Source organism: Isoptericola chiayiensis (assembly GCF_013149805.1).
Taxonomy (GTDB): Bacteria; Actinomycetota; Actinomycetes; order Actinomycetales; family Cellulomonadaceae; genus Isoptericola; species Isoptericola chiayiensis.
Map to the genome: position 1 here is coordinate 188,376 of NZ_JABEZT010000005.1, position 21,580 is coordinate 209,955.

A 21,580-nucleotide genomic window follows, 5' to 3' on the forward strand; every position below is an offset into this window, starting at 1 on the left:
GTGGGTCCAGGCGCTGCGGCGGGCGCAACTCTACCCTCACGTGAGGGTAGAGTTCACGTCCGTGCCCCCGGAAGCGAGAATCGGTCCATGACCGCGCCGCAGACCATGCACATCGGGGCCGTCGCCGACCGTACCGGCCTGTCGCTGCGGACGTTGCGGCACTACGACGATGTCGGGCTGCTGCGCCCGTCCGCCCGGTCCGACGGCGGGTTCCGCCTCTACACGGAGTCCGACGTGGAGCGGCTCCTGCTCATCCGTCGGATGAAGCCGCTGGGTTTCTCGCTCGAGGAGATGGCCGACCTGCTCGACGTCGCCGACCGGCTCGGTGCGGGCGACGCACCTGCGACGGGCGACGCACCGCCGTCGGACGTCGACACCCTGCGCGACCGCCTCGCCGGGCACCTCGCCGCCGCCGAGGAACGCCGCACCGACCTGGCCCGCAAGCTGGACATGGCCGACGAGCTCATCGGCCTGCTGCGCGCGCTCTGACGCCTCACCGGGCCGCGAGCGCCTCCAGGCGGTCCACGAACGCGGCCTGTGCCGTGACCAGCAGCCGGCGGGCGTCGTCGGGCCGCCACCAGGCGACCCGGTCGATCTCGGGTACCGCGATCGTCCTCCCGGAGCGCGGCGGCCACTCGATCTCGACGGTGTTGCTGCGCGCGGCACCGAGGTCCGGGCCGGGGTAGGTCCACTCCCGCGCCCAGGCGAGCACCCGCTTGCCGGACCGTTGGCGGACCTCCCCGAGGTCCAGGTCGGGTCCGTCCGACGGCGGCAGGTCCAGGCCGAGCTCCTCGCCCGCCTCGCGCAGGGCGGCGTCGTGCGGGTCCTCGCCGTCGTCGAGCTCGCCCTTGAGGACCGTCCAGGCGTGGGCGTCCTTGCCCGCCCAGTACGGCCCGCCCATGTGGCCGAGCAGCACCTCGATCCCGCCGTCGGCCGGCCGGCGGAAGGGCAGCAGACCCGCACTCGTGACGGCCACGGCCGCTACCGCCGTCGTCCGCGCAGCTTGTCGATGTCGCGGCGCTCCTTCTTGGTGGGGCGACCGGCGCCGCGCTCGCGCACGCCGACGGCCTCGCGCTCCTGCCGGGTGGGCACCGGTGGGCTCTGGTCGTCGTAGGCCTTGACCGCCAGCGGCGCGCCGACGCGTTTGGGCAGCAGCTCGCGCACGACGACGATGCGTCCGCGCAGGGGGTCGCGCCACGTCACCCGGTCGCCGACCTGCACCTGGCTGGCGGGCTTGGCCACGGTGCCGTTGATCCGCACCTTGCCGGAGCGCAGCGTCGACGCGGCGACGGACCGGCTCTTGAAGAGCCGGACCGCCCACAGCCAGATGTCGATCCGCATCCGTCCACTCTGCCACTACCTCGCGGTGAGGTTGCCTACCCCGCGGAGACGTCGCCTACCTCGCGATGACGGCGGTGGCCAGCCGCGCGTCGTCGACGCCCACCTCGTGGACGGGCCCGGTCAGCGCGAGCCGTGCCCGCGGCGTCGCCGCACCCGGCAGCGAACGCTCGACGGCGGCCCGGACGTTGGTGATCGCACCCCCGGTGGTGTCCCGCAGGTCCGTGCCGGCGGACTCGGCGACCGCCGCCACGTGGGACCCGACCCACACCTCGACGTCCCCCGGTTCCACGACGCGCACCAGACGGCGGTCGGAGAACGCGAACCGTGCCGCCGGCACCGCGAACGTCACCGCGGCCGACTCCCCCGCCGCGAGCGCCACCCGCTCGTAGGCGAGGAGCTGGGCCACCGGTCGGGCCACGGAGGCGACCGGGTCGCGGCCGTAGAGCTGGACCACGTCGGTGCCCGCCACGTCACCCGTGTTGGTGACGCGCACCGTGGCGGTGAACGTCCCGTCGGTGGCGACGTCGTCGTCCACCGCGAGGTCCGAGTACGAGAACGTCGTGTACGACAGGCCGAACCCGAACGGTCGCAGCGGCGTGGAGTCGGTGGAGGTCACGTCGCTCGGCCCGCCGAGCACCGGGTGCAGGTAGCTGTACGGCTGCGCGCCGGCGGAGCGGGGCAGCGACACCGGCAGGCGGCCGGACGGGTTGACGGCCCCCGTCAGCACGCCGGCCACGGCCGCGCCGCCTTCCTCGCCGGGGAAGAAGGCCTGCACGACGGCGGACGGGGCGCGCTCGCCGTCGAGCGCCCAGTCGATCGCGTACGGGCGTCCCGACAGCACGACCATGACCACCGGGGTCCCGGTCGCGACGACCTCCTCGACGAGCCGGCGCTGCACACCGGGCAGCTCGAGGGACTCGACGTCGTTGCCCTCGCCCACGGTGCCGCGGCCGAACAGGCCCGCCTGGTCGCCGACGACGACGACGGCCACGTCGGCCGAGGCGGCGGACTCGACGGCGTCGGCGATCCCCGAGGTGTCCTCGCCGTCGACGTCGCAGCCGCGGGCATGGACGAGCGCGGGTGCCGGGACGCCGGCGCCCGCGAACGCCGGCCCCATCGCCTCGAGGACCGTGGGGATCTCGAAGCCGCGCGGGTGCTCGGGGTGGTGCGCGAGCACGTGGTTGGCGAACGAGTAGCAGCCCATCAGGGCCTCGGCGCGGTCCGCGTTCGGTCCGAGGACGGCCACCCGGGCGGGCGGCGTCGACCAGCGGCCCAGGGGCAGCACGCCGTCGTCGGCCAGCAGCACCACGGACTCGTCGGCCAGCCGGCGCGCGACGGCGCGGTGCCGCGGGGAGTCCAGGTCCACGTCCGACGGCGGTTCACCGGTGAACGCGTCGTCGTCGAGCAGGCCCAGCTCCTCCTTCTGGGCGAGGGCCCGCAGCACGGCGCGGTCCACGAGCGCCTCGTCGACGCGGCCGGCGTGCACCGCCTCGACCAGCGGGGCGGCGAACGCGTCCCCGGTGGGCAGCTCGACGTCGAGACCGGCGGCGAGCGCCAGCGCCGCGGCCTCGCCGCGGTCGGCGGCCACACCCTGCATGACCTGCAGGAACGCGACGCCGAAGTAGTCCGCGACCACCACGCCGTCGAACCCCCACCGGTCCCGCAGGACGCCGGTGAGGTACTCGTCCGAGGAGTGCAGCGGCACCCCGTCGACGTCGTTGTAGGACGCCATGACCGACCGGACGCCGCCGTCGCGCACCGCCATCTCGAACGGCGGCAGGTAGACGTCGGCGATCTCGCGCGGACCGGCGGAGACCGGTGCGTGGTTGCGCCCGGCCCGCGACCCGCTGTAGCCCACGAAGTGCTTGAGCGTGGCGTGCACGCCCGATCCCTGCAGGCCGCGGACGTACGCCGTGCCGACCGTGCCCACGAGGTACGGGTCCTCGGCGATGCACTCGTCGACGCGCCCCCAGCGCGGGTCCCGGATCACGTCCAGCACGGGCGCGAGGCCCTGGTGGATCCCGAGGGTGCGCATCGACTCGCCGATCAGGGCGCCCATCTCGGCGACGAGGTCCGGGTCGAACGCGGCGCCCCAGGCCAGCGGCGTCGGGAACGTCGCCGCCTGCCAGGCCGCCAGACCGGTCAGGCACTCCTCGTGCACCAACGCGGGGATGCCGAGCGTCGTCTCGGCGCGCAGCCGGCGCTGCTCGCCCCACAACCAGCGGGCCCGCTCCACCGGATCGACGGGCCGGGTGCCGTACACCCGCGTGTAGTGCCCGATGCCGTGCCGGGTGATCTCGCCGAGCCGGTCGGAGGTGGCCTGACCGGCCGCCATCTCGTCCTGCATGGGAGCCACGACGTCGCCGCCCTGGTCGAGCCAGTAGCCGACGAGCTGGGCCACCTTCTCCTCGAGACTCATCCGCGCGTGCAGCGCCGCGACGCGGTCCGAGACCTGCGGTGGGACCGGGGTGACGCCCGGGACGGCGGTGTGGGTCATGGGTGACTCCTTCTGCGCGGTCATCCCTTCACCGCGCCCTGCAGTCCGTTGACGATGCGCTTCTGCATCGCGAGGAAGAACACCAGCGCCGGGATCATGGCGAGGGTGGTGAAGGCGAAGACGCCGGCGGTGTCGGAGGAGTGCTCGGAGGAGAAGTCGGCGACGCCGAGCGGCAACGTCTTCATGTCGCCCTGCAGCAGCAGCAGCGGCAGCAGGTAGGCGTTCCACGACCCGACGAAAGCCAGCACGCCGACCGTCACCATGCCCGGTCCGGACAGGGGGATCAGGATCCTCCAGAAGAACCCGATCCGGCTGGTGCCGTCGAGCTGGGCCGCCTCCTCGAGCTCCTTCGGCAGCGCCTTGAGGAAGGGACGCAGGATGACCACCGTCATCGGCAGCGCGAACGCCGCCTGGGGCAGGGCGACCCCCCACCAGGTGTTGCCCAGCCCGAAGTTCTGCGTGAGCAGGATGAACAGCGGGACGACGGCGACCGTGGCCGGGAACAGCAGCCCCGCGACGAACACCATGAACAGCACCTCGCGCCCCTTGAAGGCGTAGCGCGCCAGCGGGTAGGCGGCCATGACGCCGAAGACGACGACGATCGCCGTGGTGACGACGGCCACGACCACGGAGTTCAGCGTGTACTGCCAGAACGACGGGTCGGTGACGACACCGGTGTAGTTGGAGAAGATCCAGGGATCCGGCAGGGACGCCGGGGCGTCGGCGAGCTGGGCGTTGCTGCGGAACCCGCCGAGCACGCCGTAGACCACGGGTCCGAGCGTCGCGCAGACCACCAGGAAGGCCACCGCGTAGACGACCGGGTTGCCGCCCTGGAACCTGCCCGCGCTGCCACGACGGCGGCGGCTCGGCGCCGTCGTCGGCGTGGCGGGCGTCTGGGTCGACGTGGTCATCACGCCACCCCCTTCGCGTCTCGGCGCAGGATGAGTCGTTGGTAGAGCACCGCCATGACCAGCGCGATCAGGAAGAGCACCACGGAGGCGGCGCCGGCGATGCCGAAGTTGTTGCTGCGGGTGCCCTCGTTGACGAGGAAGATCGCCATCGTGCTGGTGGCGTTGGCCGGCCCGCCCTTGGTGAGGATCCAGACCATGTCGAACAGCTGCAGCGAACCGATCATCGACAGGAACCCCCAGGTGCGGATCGTGGGCCCCAGCAGCGGCACGGTGATCCTGCGCTGCACCTGCCACCACGAGGCGCCGTCGAGCTGGGCCGCCTCGTACAGCTCCTCGGGCACGCCCTGGAGCCCGGCGAGGAAGAGGATCACGGCCAGGCCGAGGTACTTCCACGTCAGGATGGCCATCACGGTCCACAGGGCCAGGTCCGGGTCGCCGAGCCAGCCCTGCGCGGGCGGCTCCAGGCCGACCGACTGCAGGATGGTGTCGAGCACGCCGTAGTAGGGCTGCAGCAGCTGGAACCAGACCACCCCGGCCACGACCTCCGCGAGGACGTAGGGGACGAAGATGATGGTGCGCAGCGCACCCTGCCCCCACATCCTGCGGTTGAGCAGCAGCGCGATCGCCAGGCCCAGCGGGAGCTGGATCGCGATGGACAGCACCACGATGACGAGGTTGTTGACCAGCGAACCGACGAACACGTCGTCGGTGAGCACGGACACGTAGTTCGCCAGCCCGACGAAGTCCACCAGCGGACCGCGGCCGTTCCAGCGGAAGGCCGACATCTGCACGGCCGTGATGACCGGCCAGACCACGAACAGGGCGAGCATCGCGAGGGCCGGCGCCACGAAGAAGGCGATCTCCAGACGCTTGCGGAGCTTCGAGTCCGCCGCCCGCCGACCCCCGCCCGGACGTCCGGCTGCCGGGCGACCCTGACGGGTCGCGCCGGCAGCCGGACCGGTGGAGGTGGCAGGCGACGCGGGTGCCGTCGTGACGGCTGCGTCGTCTGCCATCCCGGTCACCCCTGCGACGCCGCAGCGTCTTCGATGGCGTCCACGACGTCCTGCGGACCGGACTCGCCGGCGAACAGCAGGGCGATCTCGTCGTTCATCGCGCCGCCCACGGACTGGCCGAGGCGGGTGTCCAGGTAGAGCTGGGTCTCGCCACCGCCGTCGCGGACGGGGATGAGCTGGGCCAGCGTCTCGTTGGACAGCGAGCCGGTCGCCGCCGGGTTGGTCGGCAGGCCCATGTCGAGCTCGGCGAAGCCCTGCTGGACCTCGTCGGAGAGCAGGTACGCGGCGAAGTCGACCGCGGCGTCCGGGGCGTCCTGGGACACGGCCCAGGCGTCACCGCCACCCATCTGGTCGGCGGGGTCGCCGGCCTGGCCGTCGAACGTCGGGAACGCGAACCAGCCCATCCAGTCGGGCACCTGCTCGTCCTCGCGCAGTCCGCCGACCACGCCGGGCTCCCAGTGACCCGCGAGCTCCATGCCCACCTTCTCGGAGGCGAGCAGGCCGGACGCCGACGTCGGGCCGGACTGCGCGGCCGTGGCCAGGAAGCCCGGGTTGAAGGGCTCCTTGTCCAGGATGGCCTGCACGTCCTCGCCGGCCTTCAGGAAGCACTCGTCGGAGTAGTCGCCGGTCTCGATGGCGGTCTCGACGGTCTCGAACTCGCACTCGCGCACGACGCCGTAGTACCAGTAGTGCGCCGCGGGCCACTTGTCGCCGGCGCCGACGGAGATCGGGTCGATCCCGGCGGCCTGGAGCTGGTCGACGTATCCGGAGAACTCCTCGAACGTGGGGTCCGGGGAGACGTCGTCGATCCCGGCCTCGGCGAACAGGTCCTTGTTGTACCAGAAGCCGACGATGCCCATGGAGAAGGGCAGGGCGTAGACCTGGTCGTCGATCGTGTACTGGCCGGTGAACGCCGAGATCGTGTCGATCGTGTCGGCGGCGTCGTCGGTGAGGTCGCGCAGCAGCCCGGCGTCGACGTCGTTCTGCAGCTCGCCGCCGCCCCGGCTCATGAACACGTCCGGGACGTCGGTGCCGGCCTGCATGGCGGCCTGGAGCTTGGTGACCATGTCCTCGTGCTGCATGGCCTCGACCTGGACGGTCACCCCGGGGTTCGCCTCGGCGAAGTCCGCGGCGACCTGGTCGTAGTACTCCTTGCCCTCCCCCGTGTTGGAGTTGTGCCACCACTCGAGGGTGACGTCGCCGCCGGCGTCCTCGGTGCTGGTGCCCTCGGTGTCCGCCGTGTCCTGGTCGGCCGTGCCCTGCCCTGCGCAGGCCGTCGCGAGCATCGCCACGGTCGCGCCGAGGGCGATGGCAGTCGCTCCTCGCTGTGTCCTCGTCATCGTGGATCCCCTTGGTCGTCATCGACTCGTCGAAGTGAACGCGGTGAGCCCCTCCGGCCACCGACGGCACCACTGTGGCACCGCGGGCCGACGTTCGTCAATCGTTTTCGATAACGGTTTCGACACGACAGCCGCCGCCACCGCGCGAGCCCCCGCAGCGGATACCCTCGTGCTGTGAGCACCGCCGCCGACCCGCCCGCCGCGGGTCCCACGACCAGCCCGCCGACCGGTCGGGTGACGATCTCCGACGTCGCGCGCGTCGCCGGGGTCTCGGTCGCGACCGTCTCGAAGGTCGTCAACAACCGCTACGGCGTCGCGGCGTCCACCGCCGAGCGGGTCCTCGCCGTCGTCGGCGAGCTCGGCTACGAATCCTCCCTGGTCGCCCGCAGCCTGCGGCGGCAGTCCACCAACGTCGTCGGCGTGCTGGTCGCCGAGTTCGAGCCGTACTCGACCGAGCTGCTCAAGGGGATCTCGTCGGCCGTCGGCGGCACCGGCTACGAGCTGCTCGCCTACAGCGGCGGGTCCGACGGCGGCGTGCCCGGCGGGTGGGAGCGCCGCTCGCTGTCCCGGCTCGCCGGCACCCTCATCGACGCCGCGATCGTCGTCACCCCCACGATGGTGATGTCCGAGGCCAACGGTATCCCCGTCGTCGCCGTCGACCCGCACACCGGCCCCGAGGGCACCCACACCGTCGACTCCGACAACGTCACCGGCGCCCGGGAGGCCGTGGAGCACCTGCTCGGGCTCGGGCACCGCCGCATCGCCCACCTGGGCGGACGCTCCGACCTGCAGTCCGCCCGGCTGCGCGAGCTCGGCTACCGCGAGGCGCTCGAGGCCGCCGGCATCGCCGTCGACCCCGACCTGGTCCGCGTGGGCGGCTACCGGCCCGACACCGCCGACACCCCGGCGCGCGAGCTCCTCACGGCGTCCGGCGCCGAGCGGCCCACCGCCGTGTTCGCCGCCAACGACCTCTCCGCCATCCACCTGATGGAGGTCGCCGCCGAGCTCGGCATCCGGGTGCCGCAGGACCTGTCCGTCGTCGGCTTCGACAACGTCCCCGAGTCGATGACCACCACCCCGGCGCTCACCACCGTCGCCCAGCCGCTGCACCAGATGGGCGCCGAGGCCCTGCGGATGGTCCTCGACCTGCTCGGCGGGACGCCCCGCGAGCAGCACCTGCGCCTGCCGACCTCGCTCGTCGTCCGCGGCAGCACCGCCCCGCCCCCGAGCCCTCCTCCCGAGGTAGGCAACTCCTCCGCGACGTAGAACCGCACGCCGACGTAGGCAACGTTCCCGCGACGTAGGCAACGTTTCCGCGAGGTAGGCGACCCCGGGCGGATTCTTCGGCCGGGCGGGACCGCTCGTCGCGCGGTCCGACGTCGGACCGACCGGCGCTCGCCTACCTCACGGCCCGCTGGTCTACCTCGCCGCAAAGTTGCCTACCTCAGCGAGAATTTGCCTACGTCGCGCAGAGATCGCCTACGTCGGCGAGAAATTGCCTACCTCGCGGTCAGACGAGGCGGTACCCCATCCCGCGCACCGTCTCGATCCGGTCCGCCCCCACCTTCCTGCGCAGGTAGCGCACGTACACGTCCACCACGTTCGACCCGGGGTCGAAGTCGTACCCCCACACCCGCGACAGGAGCTGTTCGCGCGAGAGCACCCGGCCGGCGTTGGCGAGGAACACCTCGGCCAGCGCGAACTCCCGCGCGGACAGGTCGACCTCGCGCCCGTCGACGGTGATCCGCCGCGTGCCCGGGTCGAGGACCAGCCCGCGGTGCTCGAGCACGGCGTGCTCGGCCCGCCCCGGGTCGCGCAGGCGCAGCCGGATCCGCGCGAGCAGCTCCTCGAACCCGAACGGCTTGGCCATGTAGTCGTCGGCGCCGCCCTCCAGCCCGGACACCCGGTCGGTGATGGAGTCGCGCGCGGTCAGGATGATCACCGGCATCGTGCTGCCGGACCCGCGCAGCCTGGAGAGCACCTCGAAGCCGTCGACCTGCGGCAGCCCGATGTCGAGCACCATCAGGTCGAACTCGCCGGCGAGCGCGTGCTGCACCGCGGACAGCCCGTCGCCCACCACGGTCGGGACGAACCCGTGGGCCTTGAGCCCCTTGCGGATGAACTGGGCGATGCGGTCCTCGTCCTCGGCCACCAGGATGCGGCTCATCGGGTCTCCTCGGGGGTGCGGTCGGGGGCGACGACGGCGGCCGGCCAGGTGAGCGTCACGCGCAGGCCGGGTGCCGCCCCGGTCGGGTCGCCGCGCGTCGCCGCGACGGTACCGTCGTGGCCGGCCGCGATGGCCGCGACGATGGCGAGGCCCAGCCCGGATCCCCGCTCCCCCGTGGCGTCGACGCGGACGAACCGTTCGAAGATGCGGTCCAGCTCGGCCTCGGGGACGCCCGGTCCCTCGTCGCGCAGCCACAGCACGGCGGTCCCGTCGCGCACGGCGCTGCCGAGGGCCACCCGGGTCCCGGGCGGGGTGTACTTCACGGCGTTGTCGGCGAGCTGCAGCAGCGCCTGCGTGAGCCGCTGCTCGTCGCCGCGCACGGTCGCCTCGGCGCGCTCGTCGACGAGCCAGGTGCGGTCCCCCAGGGCGCGGGCCTTGTCGTGCAGGTCGTCGGTGAGCCGGCCGAGGTCCACCTGCCCGACCTGCACGAAGTCGGGCCGGTCCGCCTTGGCGAGCAGGACGAGGTCTTCGACGATGCGGCTCATCCGCTCGGTCTCGTCGAGCAGCAGGGCCCGGGTCTCGGCGACGTCCTGCGCGTCGTCGGGGTCGAGCAGCTCGAGGTGACCGCGCAGCACCGTCAGCGGGGTGCGCAGCTCGTGACCGGCATCGTCCAGGAACTGGCGCTGCGCGTCGAAGGCGTCCGAGACCCGGTCGAGCATGGTGTTGAACGCCCGGCCCAGGGAGGCGACGTCGTCGTCTCCCGTCACGGGCGCCCGCCGCGTCAGGTCGTCCCCGCCGACCTGCTGGGCCGTCGCGGCCAGCAGCTCGAGCGGCCGCAGCAGCCGCCCGGCCACGACCCAGCCGACCGCGCCGACCAGCAGCAGCACCGCCACCGACACCAGCGCGAACGTCTGCCGCAGCGCCAGCTGGGACGCGAGCGCCATGTCGGTGCCGATCCCGACCACGTAGGTGCCGTGGTCGTCGCTGCCGGTGACGCTCACCGGGACCGCGGCCACGTCCATCCGGCCCACCTCGGTGTCGATCCAGCGCTGGGAGACGCGGGAGGCGTCCGGGGGGATCGAGTCGACGAGGTCGCGCAGCGCCGGGTCGTCGACGACGGGCCGCGCCCACTGCGGGGAGTAGAGCTGCGGCTCCCCGGCGACGAACGTGACGAGCATCTGGTCCGGACCGGGCACGTTGCGTTCGATGGCGACCTGCAGCAGCTCGGCGACGCCGGTGAAGGGGTCACCGGTGGCGGGGTCCACGCCCCGGGTGGCCAGTACCCGGAACTCCTCGACCTCCTGGTCGAGCTCGTCCTCGACCCGGTCGACGATCCCCTGGGTCTGGATGGCGTCGGTGACGGTCCACGTGACCGCCAGCCCGAGGGCCGACATCGCCAGGACGGACGCCAGCACCTTGGTCCGGACGGACAGCGCCCCGAAGGGGTGCCGCCACGTCCAGCGGTGGGGTCCGCTCACCCGGGTGCCCCGGTGAGCCAGTGCTCGACGGCGTCCAGCCGCCGCGACGTCTGCGCCGGCCAGTCGGCCTCCTGCACACGGTGCGGGCCGGTCGCCAGCGACAGCAGCACGCCCGCGACGCGCGCGGACAGCTCGGTGGGGTCGACGACGCCGCAGAACCCGGCCGCGTACTCGCGCGCGAGCCCGCGCAGCCGTTCGGCGTCCCAGCCGCGCAGCAGCGACAGGGTCTCCAGGTGCGCCACCAGGCACGCCAGGTCGTCCGCCCGCCTGCCGGGACCGGCGGAGTCGACGTCGAGCAGCCCTGTGATCCGGCCCGACTCCAGCATGACCTGCGCCTCGTACAGGTCGCCGTGGGTGGGCTCGTCGGCCGTCAGCCCGGAGATGCGGTCGCCGACGACGGCGGCCAGGTGGGCGGCGCGGCCCGCCTCGGCGGGCAGCGCGGCACCGATGACCGAGGCGTAGTGCCCGGCGTTCTCGCTCCAGGACGTGCGGCGGGGCAGCAGGGCGACCTCGTCGGGGAGCCGGTCGAGCATCCCGACCACCTCCGCCGCCGTCGGGACGGCACCGCCGTCGCGTACCGCGTGGCGCATGGACTCGCCGGCCAGCGGTGCGATGACGAGCAGCCCGTCCGCGTTGCGCCCCAACGGCTTGGGCACCGGGAGCCCGGCACCGGCCAGGAGCGCGTGCCGCTCGTGCAGGTCGTCGACCTTGTCGGGCCGCACGACCTTGAGGAACACCCGGGCCCCCGGCGTGCTCGCCTCGATGACGGCACGCCGGGTCGGACGGTAGGCGCGCACCCGCAGCGTCACCGGACCGCGCGCGACCTCCGGCACCCCGAGGTCCCCGAGGAGCGTCGCGACCGACTCCGCGTCGTAGGCGGTGGCCAGCGCCGGCAGCGCCGGATCACCGGGGAACCGCCACACGGCGACCGCGTGCTCGCCGTCGTCGAGCGTCAGCACCCCGGGCACCTGCTGGTCCCCCGGTCGGCCGAGCGACGCGCCCAGCGTCTCGGTGCGCACCGGCGCGTCGACGCCACCGTCGGACGCCCAGCGGACGCGGGCCCGGTAGGCCACGGTCGTGGACCGTCCCGGACGGTGGTCGACCTGCCGCACCGACCAGTCGACGAGCTCACCCCCGGCGGTCGACACCGCGGTGGCCAGCAGCTCGGTCGCGTCGGCACCGGTCAGGAGGTCCAGGTCGCTCTGTCCCATCGCACCATCCTCACCAGAACCGGCGCGGAGCGCTCGCTCACCACGCCGGTCCGTCGGTGCCGTCGGTGCCACGGGGCGCGTTCCCTCAGCTCGCCGACTGCGCGGAGCGGGCCGACTGGGCGCTCTGGGCACTCTGGGCGGAGCGGGCGGACTGCGCGCTCTGCGCCGACTGGGCGCTGACCTCGAGGGCCTGCGGCTCGGCCACCTGCGGCGAGTCCGCGGAGTCGACGGCGGACTCGTCCGGCGAGTCGGCCGACTCCGGCGACGGGTCGGTGACGTCCGGGGCCGTCGGCGAGACGCCGTCACCGGTCCCGGTCGCGACCTCTCGCTCGGGCAGAGTCACCGCGGCGACGCTCTCCGTCTCCGAGGCCTGGTCGTCCAGACCGACGGCGGTGGCGCTCGCGACCCCGACCCCCAGGGCGGCGGCGGTCCCGACGACGATCCAGCGCTTGGTGACGGACGACTTCATGATGCTGCTCCTTGATCCGGTGCCCGCCTCGTGCGGACGAGAACCATCCTGGAACCCTCGGATGAGACGTCGGGGAGACGCGGATGAGAGAGCTCTCATCCGGCTGCTCGCGCGGGCCGGCTTCCGGGACGACGACGGCCCGCGACCGGTCGAGCACCGGTCGCGGGCCGTCGGCACCTCGGGTCGGCCGAGCTCGCGTTCAGTCCCCGGAGTCCGCGGAACCCGAATCCGCCGACTGCGGCGACTGGGCCGAGGCGGCCGAGGCGGCCGACGGTGCGGACTGCGGGGACTGCGGCGCCGCCGCCGGGGAGGCGGCGGACCGGGCACTCTGTGCGCTCTGCGCGCTCTGCGCCGGTGCTGCGGTCTTCTTCGGCGCAGGGGCCGGCGAGGCCGCCGAGCGGGCGCTCTGCGCGCTGCGTGCGCTCTGCGCCGACGCCGCGGACTGCGGGGCCGCGGAAGCGGCCGACCGGGCCGACCGCGCGCTCTGCGCCGAGGCCTGCTGACCGCCGGACGCCGACGCCGCGCTCTGGGCGCTCTGGGCGCTCTGGGCGCTCACGGCGCTCTGAGCACTCCGGGCCGAGGCCTGGCCGGCCGACGCGGCGGACCGCGCCGACGCGGCGGACCGGGCGGACTGCGCCGAGGTCGCGCTGGGCGACGCGACCGCGGTCGAGGACGGCGACGGCCCCGGCGAGCTCGAGGCTGCCGGAGCGGACGTCGTCCGCACCCCGTCCAACGTCACCGCCGCCGCGCTGTCACCCAGGGACACCTGGTCGAGCAGGCCGATCCCCGCTGCACCGACGGTCCCGACGCCGAGCACCGCGGCGGTCCCGGCCGCCCATCGCTTCTTCACCGAAGACTTCATGGCTGTCACTTCCCTGTTCGCACGTCGTCTGCTGTGGACACGTTCCACGGTGCCGCGACGCCATGAGAGGCCGAGGAAGCCCCCATGAGAGAACTCTCATGGGCTGTTCACCCCGAGTTCAGGTCCGGGGACGACCGAGCGCCCCTCGCCGCCGGGGCGAGGGGCGCTCGACGTCGTGCGCGAAGTGCCGTCAGCTGCCGAACATGTCGCGCAGCTCCTGCGTCTCCACGTCGGACATGTTCGAGCTGATCAGCGTGGCCTTGAGACCGTGCAGGCGCTCGCGGAACCGGTCCGGGTCACCCTGCTCCGAGATGAGGAACAGGCCCGAGGTCCCGGGGACGACCTCTTCGCGGATCTTCTCGAGGTCTTCCTTCCTGATCCCCGTGCTGGACAGCGCGCGGCTCAGCCCGCCGATCGCGGCGCCGGCGACGGCCCCGACCACCGGGATGAAGAACAGCGCACCGATGAGAAGCCCCCACAGGGCACCCCATCCACCGGCCTTGGCGGCGTCGTCGTTCACGCCGTGGGTCTTGGGGTGCTTCTCGCCCTCGGGCCACTCCACGACGGCGTGGTCGACGAGCTTGATCAGCCCTTCCGAATCGGCGTTCTTGATGATCTCGGCGGCCTTGCCGGCGCCCGCCGGATCGTCGAACTTCCAGACCGTGAACATGGCCATCTGCGGGGTCCTTCCTCCGTGCGTCTCGACCGGGGCCCTTCCCGGACGTCTTGATCCTGGCACCGACGGACCCACGGCGCCACAGGGGGGCAAACCGGGACGGAAAGCGCTGCCCGCAGCGGCGGCGTCCGTCGTCGTCCCGGAGGCGCGGTGCCATGACCATCCGCGAGCCGGACCGGGCGGGCGGCGCCACGACGCGGTCATTACCGTAGGCACCATGACGACCTCCCCTGTCGACGCCACCACCACTCCCGCCTGGGCCGACCTGGGCAGCCACCTGTCGGACTTCCGCGGCGACCTGCGCGGCTGGTTCGCCTCCGACCCGCAGCGCGCCGAGCGGCTCACCCGCACCGCCGGCGACCTGACGGTCGACCTGTCGAAGAACCTCGTCACCGACGACACCCTCGACCTGCTGGTCCGTCTCGCACGCGACGTCGCGCTGCCCGAGCGCATCGAGGCGATGTTCACCGGCGAGCACATCAACGTCACCGAGGACCGCGCCGTGCTGCACACGGCGCTGCGCCGCGCCCCCGGCACGCAACCGCCCCTCGTCGTCGACGGCCAGGACGTCGACGCCGACGTCGCCCGCGAGCTCGACAAGGTCTGCGCGTTCGCCGACCAGGTGCGCTCCGGCGAGTGGAGCGGCATCACGGGCAAGCCCGTCACCACGGTCGTCAACATCGGCATCGGCGGCTCCGACCTCGGCCCCGTCATGGTCTACCAGGCCCTGGAGCCCTACGGCAGCAGCGACCTCGAGGCGCGTTTCGTCTCGAACATCGACCCCACCGACGTCGCGCAGAAGCTCTCCGGCCTCGACCCCGAGACCACGCTGTTCATCGTCGCCTCCAAGACGTTCGGCACCCTCGAGACGCTCACCAACGCCCGTCTCGCCCGCGCCTGGCTGTGGGAGCAGCTCATCGCGGCCGGTGCGATCGAGGACGACGACGACGCCAAGCAGGCTGCGGTGCGCGCCCACTTCGTAGCCGTCTCCACGGCCCTCGACAAGGTCGAGGCGTTCGGCATCGACCCCGCCAACGCGTTCGGCTTCTGGGACTGGGTCGGCGGCCGGTACTCGGTGGACTCCGCGATCGGCACCTCGCTGGCCGTCGCGTTCGGCCCCGACGTCTTCCGCGAGCTGCTCGCCGGCTTCCGCACCATGGACGAGCACTTCCGCAGCACCCCGCTGGAGCAGAACGTCCCGGCGCTGATGGGCCTGCTCAACGTCTGGTACGTCAACTTCCTCGACGCGCACACGCACGCGGTGCTCCCCTACGCCCAGCAGCTGCACCGGTTCCCCGCGTACCTGCAGCAGCTCACCATGGAGTCCAACGGCAAGTCGGTGCGCTGGGACGGCAGCCCCGTCACCACGCAGACCGGCGAGGTCTTCTGGGGCGAGCCCGGCACCAACGGCCAGCACGCCTTCTACCAGCTCATCCACCAGGGCACCCGGACCATCCCGGCGGACTTCATCGCGTTCGCCACCCCCGCCTACCCCCTCACCGACGCCGAGGGCGACGGCAAGGCGGTGGCGGCCGGGGCCGACGTCCACGAGCTGTTCCTCGCCAACTTCTTCGCCCAGACCAAGGCCCTCGCCTTCGGCAAGACCGCCGACGAGGTCCGGGCCGAGGGCACCGCCGAGGAGCTGGTCAGCGCGCGCACCTTCTCCGGCAACCGGCCGACGACGTCGATCATGGCACCGGCGCTCACGCCCTCCGTGCTCGGCCAGCTCGTCGCCCTCTACGAGCACATCACGTTCGTCCAGGGCGTCGTGTGGGGCATCGACTCGTTCGACCAGTGGGGTGTGGAGCTCGGCAAGAAGCTCGCCCTGGAGATCGCGCCCGCCGTGTCCGGGGACGACGACGCCCTGGCCGCGCAGGACTCCTCCACACGCCGGCTCGTGGAGTACTACCGGGCCCACCGCGGCTGACGGGCCGGACGCACGGCTCGTTCGTATACTCCTGGTGCGCCGGGCTCCCGGCGCACCAGTCGAAGGAGCCCGCACGATGTCCGATGCCTCGACCGGGGCGCTGTCCCAGGTCCTCACCCGTCACGCCGACGAGGTCCGTACCGCGTGGCTCGACGCCGCCGCGGCGGAGCTGCACGGCAGGAGCTCCCGCGGCGAGCTCGACAGGGAGCAGACCGAGATCTTCGAGGCGCTGGTCGGCGGCCTGGCCGACGGCGGCACCACGCTTCGCGACGCGGCCTTCGACCAGCTCCGCGGCATCCTCGCCGACGTCTCGGCCGCCCGCGCGCGCCTCGGCTACACGCCGCGGGAGACCGCGATGGCGGTGTTCGCCCTCAAGGAGGGCCTGTACGCCCTCGTCTCCGACGCGTCGGTGCGCACGGACATCACGAGTCTGCTCCGCCTCGTGGACGACCTGGGTCTGTACACCTTCGAAGCCTTCGCCGAGGCCCGCGAGGCGATCATCACCGAGCAGTCGGAGCAGCTCCTGGAGCTCTCGACGCCGGTGGTGAAGATCTGGGACGGCGTCGTCGCGGTCCCCCTGGTGGGCACCCTCGACTCGGCCCGCACCCAGGTCGTCATGGAGAAGCTCCTCAACACCCTCGTCGAGACGGGCAGCGAGCACGCCATCATCGACATCACCGGGGTCCCGGCCGTCGACACGCAGGTCGCCCAGCACCTCTTCAAGACGGTGGTGGCCGCCCGGCTGATGGGGGCGCAGTGCACGATCAGCGGCATCCGTCCCCAGATCGCGCAGACCATCGTCTCGCTCGGCATCGAGTTCGGCGACATCCGCACGCGGGCCTCCCTGGCCGACGCACTCCTCGACGCGCTGGAGTCGGGGGGCCGATCCGCCGCCGAGGTGACCGGATGAACGACGCCATCCCGATCCTGAAGATCGGCTCGACCCTGCTGGTGTCCATCCAGGTCGACCTGCAGGACACCACGGCCCTGAGGCTGCAGGAGGACCTCGCGGAGCGGATCACCACCACCGGCGCGCGGGGCGTGATCATCGACATCTCCGGCCTGGAGATCGTGGACAGCTTCATCGGGCGGATGCTGGCGACCGTCGCCGCGATCTCCCAGGTGCTCGACGCACGGACCGTCGTCGTCGGCATGCGTCCGGCCGTGGCGATCACCCTGGTCGAGCTCGGCCTCTCGCTCGGCGGCGCCCGGACCGCGCTCGACGTGGACCGAGGGCTCGCCCTGCTGGAGAGCGACGACACGCCCTCCGCCGGGGCCACGCTGCTGGACGCGGCGAAACGCAGGGCGCAATGACGACCGTGGCACCGACCACGACGCAACGGCTCGAGGTCCGGGGGGACGCCGACGTCGTCCGGGTCCGTCAGCTCGTCCGCGGCGTCGCGCAGGAGGCCCGGCTCTCGCTCGTGGTCCAGACCAAGCTGGTCACCGCCGCGAGCGAGCTGGCCCGCAACACCCTCGTCCACGGCGGCGGCGGTCACGTCACCGTGGAGCTGGTCACGGAGGGCGCGCGGACGGGGGTGCGGGCCGTCTTCGCGGACGACGGGCCCGGCATCGCCGACCTCGACCTCGCCCTCACCGACGGCTGGACGAGCGGGGGCGGACTGGGCCTCGGCCTGTCCGGGTCCCGCAGGCTCGTGGAACGTTTCTCGATCGACTCCGCCCCGGGCGCCGGCACGCGCGTCGAGATCGTGACCTGGTCACGGTGACGGGCGTCGTCGACCCGGACGAGCTGCCGACGGTGCTCGAGAGCGGGGCCTGGTACACGATCGACCACCCGTCGGCCGTGGGCCGCGTCCGCCGCGCGGCGTCGGACGCGGCCCGCCGGCTCGGCATCGACGAGTCCCGGGCCGCCGAGGCCGGGCTCCTGGTCTCCGAGCTGGCCACCAACCAGGTGCGCCACGCCGGCTCCGGGACGGTGCTGCTGCGGGTGCGGCGCGACGGCAAGGCTGCTGCGCTGGAGATCCTCGCGGTCGACTCGGGCCCGGGGATGCGCAGCGTCGAGGCCGAGATGCGCGACGGCGTGTCCTCCCGGGGCACGCTCGGGATCGGGCTCGGCACCCTCCCCCGGCTCGCCTCGTGGTGGGACGCGTGGTCGGCCCCGGGAGCCGGGACGGTCGTCGCCGCGACGGTCAGCGCCCGGGGAGACGCGACGGACACCTCCGGCGCGGCCGCCGTGCCGGCCGGCCTCACGCGCGCGATGACGGGCCAGTCCGTCTGCGGGGACGCCTTCGCCGTCAAGGGCTCCCCCGGTGCCCGCACGGTCCTCGTCTCGGACGGGCTGGGGCACGGCCCGCTCGCGGCCGCTGCCTCGCAGTCCGCGGTGCGCGCCTTCCTCACGGCTCCCGACGCCGGGCCCACCGAGCTGCTGCAGATCGTGCACGAGGCGCTGCGCGGGAGCCGCGGCGCAGCGGTCGCCGTCGTGCAGCAGTCGGGCGGCTTCCTGCACCACGTCGGCGTCGGCAACATCGGGGGCGCGATGCACGGCGCGCGGACGCGCACGCTGCTGAGCCAACCGGGGATCACCGGATCGCACGCGCCGCGGCTGCACGAGACGGTGCACGCCCTCGAGCCTCGGGAGGTCGTGACGCTGTTCAGCGACGGACTGACCGACCGCGCCGCCCTGTCCAGCTACCCCGGCCTGGCCCGGCGCTCGCCCCTCGTGGTGGCCGGGGTGCTCCTGCGCGACTTCGGCGTGCGCCGCGACGACGCCTGCGTCGTGGTGATGCCGGTGGGTGAGGCGGCGTGACCGCCCCGAGCGACGAGGAGAAGGCAGCGCTCCGGCGCCGGCTCGTCGAGCTGGAGGCGGAGCACCGCTCGGTGCTCGCGCAGTACGAGCAGCTCTCCGCCGAGCTCGAGGAGACGAACTCCGGCGTGGTCGCACTGTATGCCGAGCTGGACGAACGCGGCCGTCAGCTCGCGGCGGCCGTCGAGTCCAAGACGCGGTTCCTGCGGAACGTGAGCCATGAGCTGCGCTCCCCCGTCAGCTCGATCATCGGGCTCTCCTCGCTCCTCGAGGAGTCCGGGCTCGACGCCGACCAGCTCCAGCAGGTCCGGTACGTCCGCGACAGCGCCGACACCCTGCTCACGCTCGTGGACGAGCTCCTCGACCTGGCGCGCGCCGAGGCCGGCCAGCAGGCGGTGGAGCCGGCACCGGTCGACCTCGCAGACCTCGTGCAGGAGCTGCGCGGCACGATCCAGCCGCTGGTGCGCCCCGGCGTCGACCTCGTCGTCGCCTCCCCGGGGGACGCGACGCTGGTCAGCGACCGGCGGCTCGTCTCCCGGATCCTGCGCAACCTGCTCACCAACGCGGTGAAGTTCACCGCCTCGGGCTCGGTCCACCTCGACGTCGGTGCCGACGCCACGGGCATCCGTCTCACCGTCCGGGACACCGGGGTCGGCATCCCCGCCGAGTCCCTCGAGTCGGTGTTCGAGGAGTTCGTCCAGATCCCCAACGACCTGCAGCCCGGCGTGCGCGGGACGGGACTCGGCCTGCCCTACTCCCGCCGGACCGCCGAGGCGTTGGGCGGCACCCTGACGGCCACCTCCACCCCGGGCGAGGGCAGCGCCTTCACCCTCCGGCTGCCGTCCTCCCCCGCCGGACCGCCCGCCGGACCGGCCGCCGGACCGGCCGCCACCGACACGGCAGCCCCCGAGGGGACCGTGGACGCCGCGCGCCTGGGGCACGTGCTCGTCGTCGACGACGACCACGGCTTCGCCGCCACGGTGGCGGGGATGCTCCGCGCGTCGGCGGAGCGAGTCAGCGTCGCCGACCGCGGCGACCACGCGCTGGACCTGCTGCGGGACGACCCGGCCGACGCCGTCGTGCTGGACGTGCAGATGCCCGAGCTGGACGGGGTGAGCGTCCTGCGCACCCTGCGCGCCGAGCACCCCGGGACCGCGGCCGTCCTCGTGTCCGCCGGTCCCGCGCCGGTCCAGGACGCCGTCGTCCGCCCCGCACCCTTCCTGTCCAAGGCACGCCTCGACACGGCGATGCTGCTGGCTGCGCTGCGCCAGGACGCCGCGGAGGACCGACGAGGATGACGGCGCACCACCGGGTGCTCGTCGTCGACGACACCGCAGCGCACCGCTACCTCATGGTCTCCTGGCTGCGCACCGCCGGCTACGAGGTCCTCGAGGCCGCCACGGGCGCCGAGGCGCTCGACCGCGCGACGGCCGACACGGGCGTCGTCGTGCTCGACGTCAACCTCCCGGACCTGTCCGGGCGGGAGGTCTGTCGACGCCTCAAGGACGACGACGCCACCCGGCACGTCCCCGTGCTGCACGTGTCGGCGACGTCGATCGACGCCGCCGCCCGCACCGCCGGGCTGGAGGGCGGCGCCGACGCCTACCTGCCGGAGCCCCTGGACCGAGACGAGTTCCTCGCCACCGTGCGGTCCCTGTGCCGCGGTCACGACGAACGGCGGGCCAGCGCGCGCGAGGCCCGCCTGTACGAGGCGATGAACACGGCCCTCGTGCCCCTGCACGGCGCCCGGTCCGCCGAGGAGGCGGTCGGACTCGCCGCCCGCGGGGCGACCACCGTCCTGGCACGTCCCGCCATCGCGATGATCGTCGTCGACCCGACGACCGTGCTGCGTGCGGTCTGCACCGACCCCGGTTCGCCCCTGGTGCGGGGCAGCGGGGAGAGCCCCGTCCTGCCGCCGAGCCACCAGGATGCGGCGCTCGTCCCGCGCGACGCGCTGCCGGAGCCGTGGCGTCCGCTGCTCGAGCGGGCCGGGGTCGCGCCGTGCGACTGGTGGACGTCCTGGCTGCGGGACGAGCAGGGGCAGCTCGTCGGTGGGCTGGGCGTCCAGGTCCGGGACCCCTCCCACGCCCCGTCGGCGACCGAGCGCGAGATCATCCGACGCTTCACCGAGGCGTCCGCGGTCGCGCTGTCCAACCTGCGCACCTTCGCCGAGGAGCGCAGGATCACGGTGGCCCTCCAGGAGGCCCTCCTGCCCCAGGACCTGACGGTTCGGCCCGGCGTCGACGTGGCCGCCTGCTACGAGGCGTCCGACGAACGGCTCGACGTCGGCGGCGACTTCTATGACGCGTTCGACCTGCCGGACGGTCGGGTGGCCGTCGTGATCGGTGACGTCCAGGGCCACTCGCTCCGCGCCGCGACGGTCATGGGCGAGGTCCGCATCACGCTGCGCGCCTACCTGCGCGAGGGGCACACCGCGGCGCGGGCGCTGGACCTGCTGAACGAGATGCTGCGCACCGACCACCCCGAGATGGCCACCCTGTGCCTCTGCGTCATCGACCCGGTCACCGGGCAGGCGGAGCTGAGCGACGCCGGCCATCTGCCCACGATCCTGGTCCGCACGGACGGCACCACCCGCGCCCTGAAGGCGCCGTCCCGTCTCCTCGGCCTGCTGAGCAGCCCGGACGTCCGCGAACCGTACCGCGAGCGCCTGGAGACCGGTGATCTGCTGGTCCTCGTCACCGACGGCCTCGTCGAACGACGCGGGTCGACGCTGCGCGAGGGGATCGACCGCCTGACCGAGGTCGCGCGCTCGTTCGCGGGGGCGGCTCCCGACGACGTGTGCCAGGGGCTGCTGAAGGCGTTCGACGGCGACGGCGAGGACGACGTGGCGGTCGTCGTCGTGCGCCGGACGGAGGCAGCACCGGCCTGAGGGCGGCGGACGCGGGTGGAGGCACGGGTCCCGG

At 73.4% G+C, this 21,580-nt stretch carries 21 protein-coding genes; 9 read left to right on the plus strand and 12 right to left on the minus strand.

What is annotated here, in order from left to right; translation table 11 throughout:
- The first annotated feature begins 87 nt into the window (after nt 1–87).
- Nucleotides 88–489: a MerR family transcriptional regulator gene (locus tag HDG68_RS11370; protein ID WP_172152155.1), complete on the plus strand. Its 402-nt coding sequence runs from the start codon at nt 88–90 to the stop codon at nt 487–489.
- 4 nt (nt 490–493) lie between these two features.
- On the opposite strand, the gene HDG68_RS11375 is transcribed toward HDG68_RS11370, so the two are convergent.
- From HDG68_RS11375 to HDG68_RS11400, 6 genes are read right to left on the minus strand one after another with little or no spacing between them, the layout of a single operon-like run.
- On the minus strand, nt 494–976 hold the full coding sequence (locus HDG68_RS11375; protein WP_172152157.1) for an NUDIX domain-containing protein: 483 nt from the start codon (nt 974–976) through the stop codon (nt 494–496).
- A 5-nt stretch (nt 977–981) separates the two neighbouring features.
- Nucleotides 982–1,341 carry an RNA-binding S4 domain-containing protein gene (locus tag HDG68_RS11380; protein ID WP_172152159.1) on the minus strand — a complete coding sequence of 120 codons (360 nt, stop codon included), beginning with the start codon at nt 1,339–1,341 and terminating at the stop codon, nt 982–984.
- A gap of 55 nt (nt 1,342–1,396) precedes the next feature.
- Nucleotides 1,397–3,838: a beta-xylosidase/alpha-l-arabinosidase gene (locus HDG68_RS11385; RefSeq protein ID WP_172152161.1), complete on the minus strand. Its 2,442-nt coding sequence runs from the start codon at nt 3,836–3,838 to the stop codon at nt 1,397–1,399.
- A gap of 20 nt (nt 3,839–3,858) precedes the next feature.
- Nucleotides 3,859–4,749: a carbohydrate ABC transporter permease gene (locus HDG68_RS11390; RefSeq protein WP_172152163.1), complete on the minus strand. Its 891-nt coding sequence runs from the start codon at nt 4,747–4,749 to the stop codon at nt 3,859–3,861.
- Nucleotides 4,749–5,762: a carbohydrate ABC transporter permease gene (locus HDG68_RS11395; protein WP_172152165.1), complete on the minus strand. Its 1,014-nt coding sequence runs from the start codon at nt 5,760–5,762 to the stop codon at nt 4,749–4,751. The genes HDG68_RS11390 and HDG68_RS11395 overlap by 1 nt, the downstream gene beginning before the upstream one ends.
- Before the next feature lie 5 nt (nt 5,763–5,767).
- A complete protein-coding gene (locus tag HDG68_RS11400; protein WP_172152167.1) occupies nt 5,768–7,102 on the minus strand; it encodes an ABC transporter substrate-binding protein in 1,335 nt (444 codons plus the stop codon).
- Between the two features lie 174 nt (nt 7,103–7,276).
- Between HDG68_RS11400 and HDG68_RS11405 the strand changes: the two genes are divergently transcribed.
- A complete protein-coding gene (locus tag HDG68_RS11405; RefSeq protein WP_343037545.1) occupies nt 7,277–8,368 on the plus strand; it encodes a LacI family DNA-binding transcriptional regulator in 1,092 nt (363 codons plus the stop codon).
- 244 nt (nt 8,369–8,612) lie between these two features.
- On the opposite strand, the gene HDG68_RS11410 is transcribed toward HDG68_RS11405, so the two are convergent.
- From HDG68_RS11410 to HDG68_RS11435, 6 genes are all read right to left on the minus strand, one after another.
- On the minus strand, nt 8,613–9,269 hold the full coding sequence (locus HDG68_RS11410) for a response regulator transcription factor (protein WP_172152169.1): 657 nt from the start codon (nt 9,267–9,269) through the stop codon (nt 8,613–8,615).
- Nucleotides 9,266–10,747, minus strand: coding sequence for a sensor histidine kinase (locus HDG68_RS11415; RefSeq protein WP_343037546.1), 1,482 nt, complete (start codon nt 10,745–10,747; stop codon nt 9,266–9,268). The genes HDG68_RS11410 and HDG68_RS11415 overlap by 4 nt, the downstream gene beginning before the upstream one ends.
- On the minus strand, nt 10,744–11,958 hold the full coding sequence (locus HDG68_RS11420; RefSeq protein ID WP_172152171.1) for a phosphotransferase: 1,215 nt from the start codon (nt 11,956–11,958) through the stop codon (nt 10,744–10,746). The genes HDG68_RS11415 and HDG68_RS11420 overlap by 4 nt, the downstream gene beginning before the upstream one ends.
- Nucleotides 11,959–12,043: 85 nt before the next feature.
- On the minus strand, nt 12,044–12,427 hold the full coding sequence (locus tag HDG68_RS11425) for a hypothetical protein (RefSeq protein WP_172152173.1): 384 nt from the start codon (nt 12,425–12,427) through the stop codon (nt 12,044–12,046).
- 199 nt (nt 12,428–12,626) lie between these two features.
- Nucleotides 12,627–13,289 (minus strand): hypothetical protein, encoded by a 663-nt coding sequence (locus HDG68_RS11430; protein ID WP_172152175.1) that lies wholly within the window; start codon nt 13,287–13,289, stop codon nt 12,627–12,629.
- A 190-nt stretch (nt 13,290–13,479) separates the two neighbouring features.
- The gene (locus tag HDG68_RS11435; RefSeq protein ID WP_172152177.1) at nt 13,480–13,965 is read right to left on the minus strand and encodes a DUF1269 domain-containing protein; all 486 of its coding nucleotides are present in this window, start codon (nt 13,963–13,965) and stop codon (nt 13,480–13,482) included.
- Nucleotides 13,966–14,182: 217 nt separating this feature from the next.
- Between HDG68_RS11435 and pgi the strand changes: the two genes are divergently transcribed.
- From pgi to HDG68_RS11470, 7 genes are all read left to right on the plus strand, one after another.
- Nucleotides 14,183–15,892, plus strand: coding sequence for a glucose-6-phosphate isomerase (gene pgi / locus HDG68_RS11440; RefSeq protein WP_172152179.1), 1,710 nt, complete (start codon nt 14,183–14,185; stop codon nt 15,890–15,892).
- 76 nt (nt 15,893–15,968) lie between these two features.
- A complete protein-coding gene (locus HDG68_RS11445; protein ID WP_172152181.1) occupies nt 15,969–16,802 on the plus strand; it encodes an STAS domain-containing protein in 834 nt (277 codons plus the stop codon).
- Nucleotides 16,799–17,206 carry an STAS domain-containing protein gene (locus HDG68_RS11450; protein WP_216648332.1) on the plus strand — a complete coding sequence of 136 codons (408 nt, stop codon included), beginning with the start codon at nt 16,799–16,801 and terminating at the stop codon, nt 17,204–17,206. The genes HDG68_RS11445 and HDG68_RS11450 overlap by 4 nt, the downstream gene beginning before the upstream one ends.
- Nucleotides 17,203–17,619 (plus strand): ATP-binding protein, encoded by a 417-nt coding sequence (locus HDG68_RS11455; protein WP_172152182.1) that lies wholly within the window; start codon nt 17,203–17,205, stop codon nt 17,617–17,619. The genes HDG68_RS11450 and HDG68_RS11455 overlap by 4 nt, the downstream gene beginning before the upstream one ends.
- Complete coding sequence (locus HDG68_RS11460; protein ID WP_172152183.1) at nt 17,616–18,659, plus strand: ATP-binding protein; 1,044 nt, start codon at nt 17,616–17,618, stop codon at nt 18,657–18,659. Before HDG68_RS11455 ends, HDG68_RS11460 begins: the two co-directional genes overlap by 4 nt.
- The gene (locus tag HDG68_RS11465; RefSeq protein WP_172152184.1) at nt 18,656–19,954 is read left to right on the plus strand and encodes an ATP-binding protein; all 1,299 of its coding nucleotides are present in this window, start codon (nt 18,656–18,658) and stop codon (nt 19,952–19,954) included. Before HDG68_RS11460 ends, HDG68_RS11465 begins: the two co-directional genes overlap by 4 nt.
- Nucleotides 19,951–21,546, plus strand: coding sequence for a fused response regulator/phosphatase (locus HDG68_RS11470; protein WP_172152185.1), 1,596 nt, complete (start codon nt 19,951–19,953; stop codon nt 21,544–21,546). Before HDG68_RS11465 ends, HDG68_RS11470 begins: the two co-directional genes overlap by 4 nt.
- Nucleotides 21,547–21,580 lie beyond the last annotated feature (34 nt).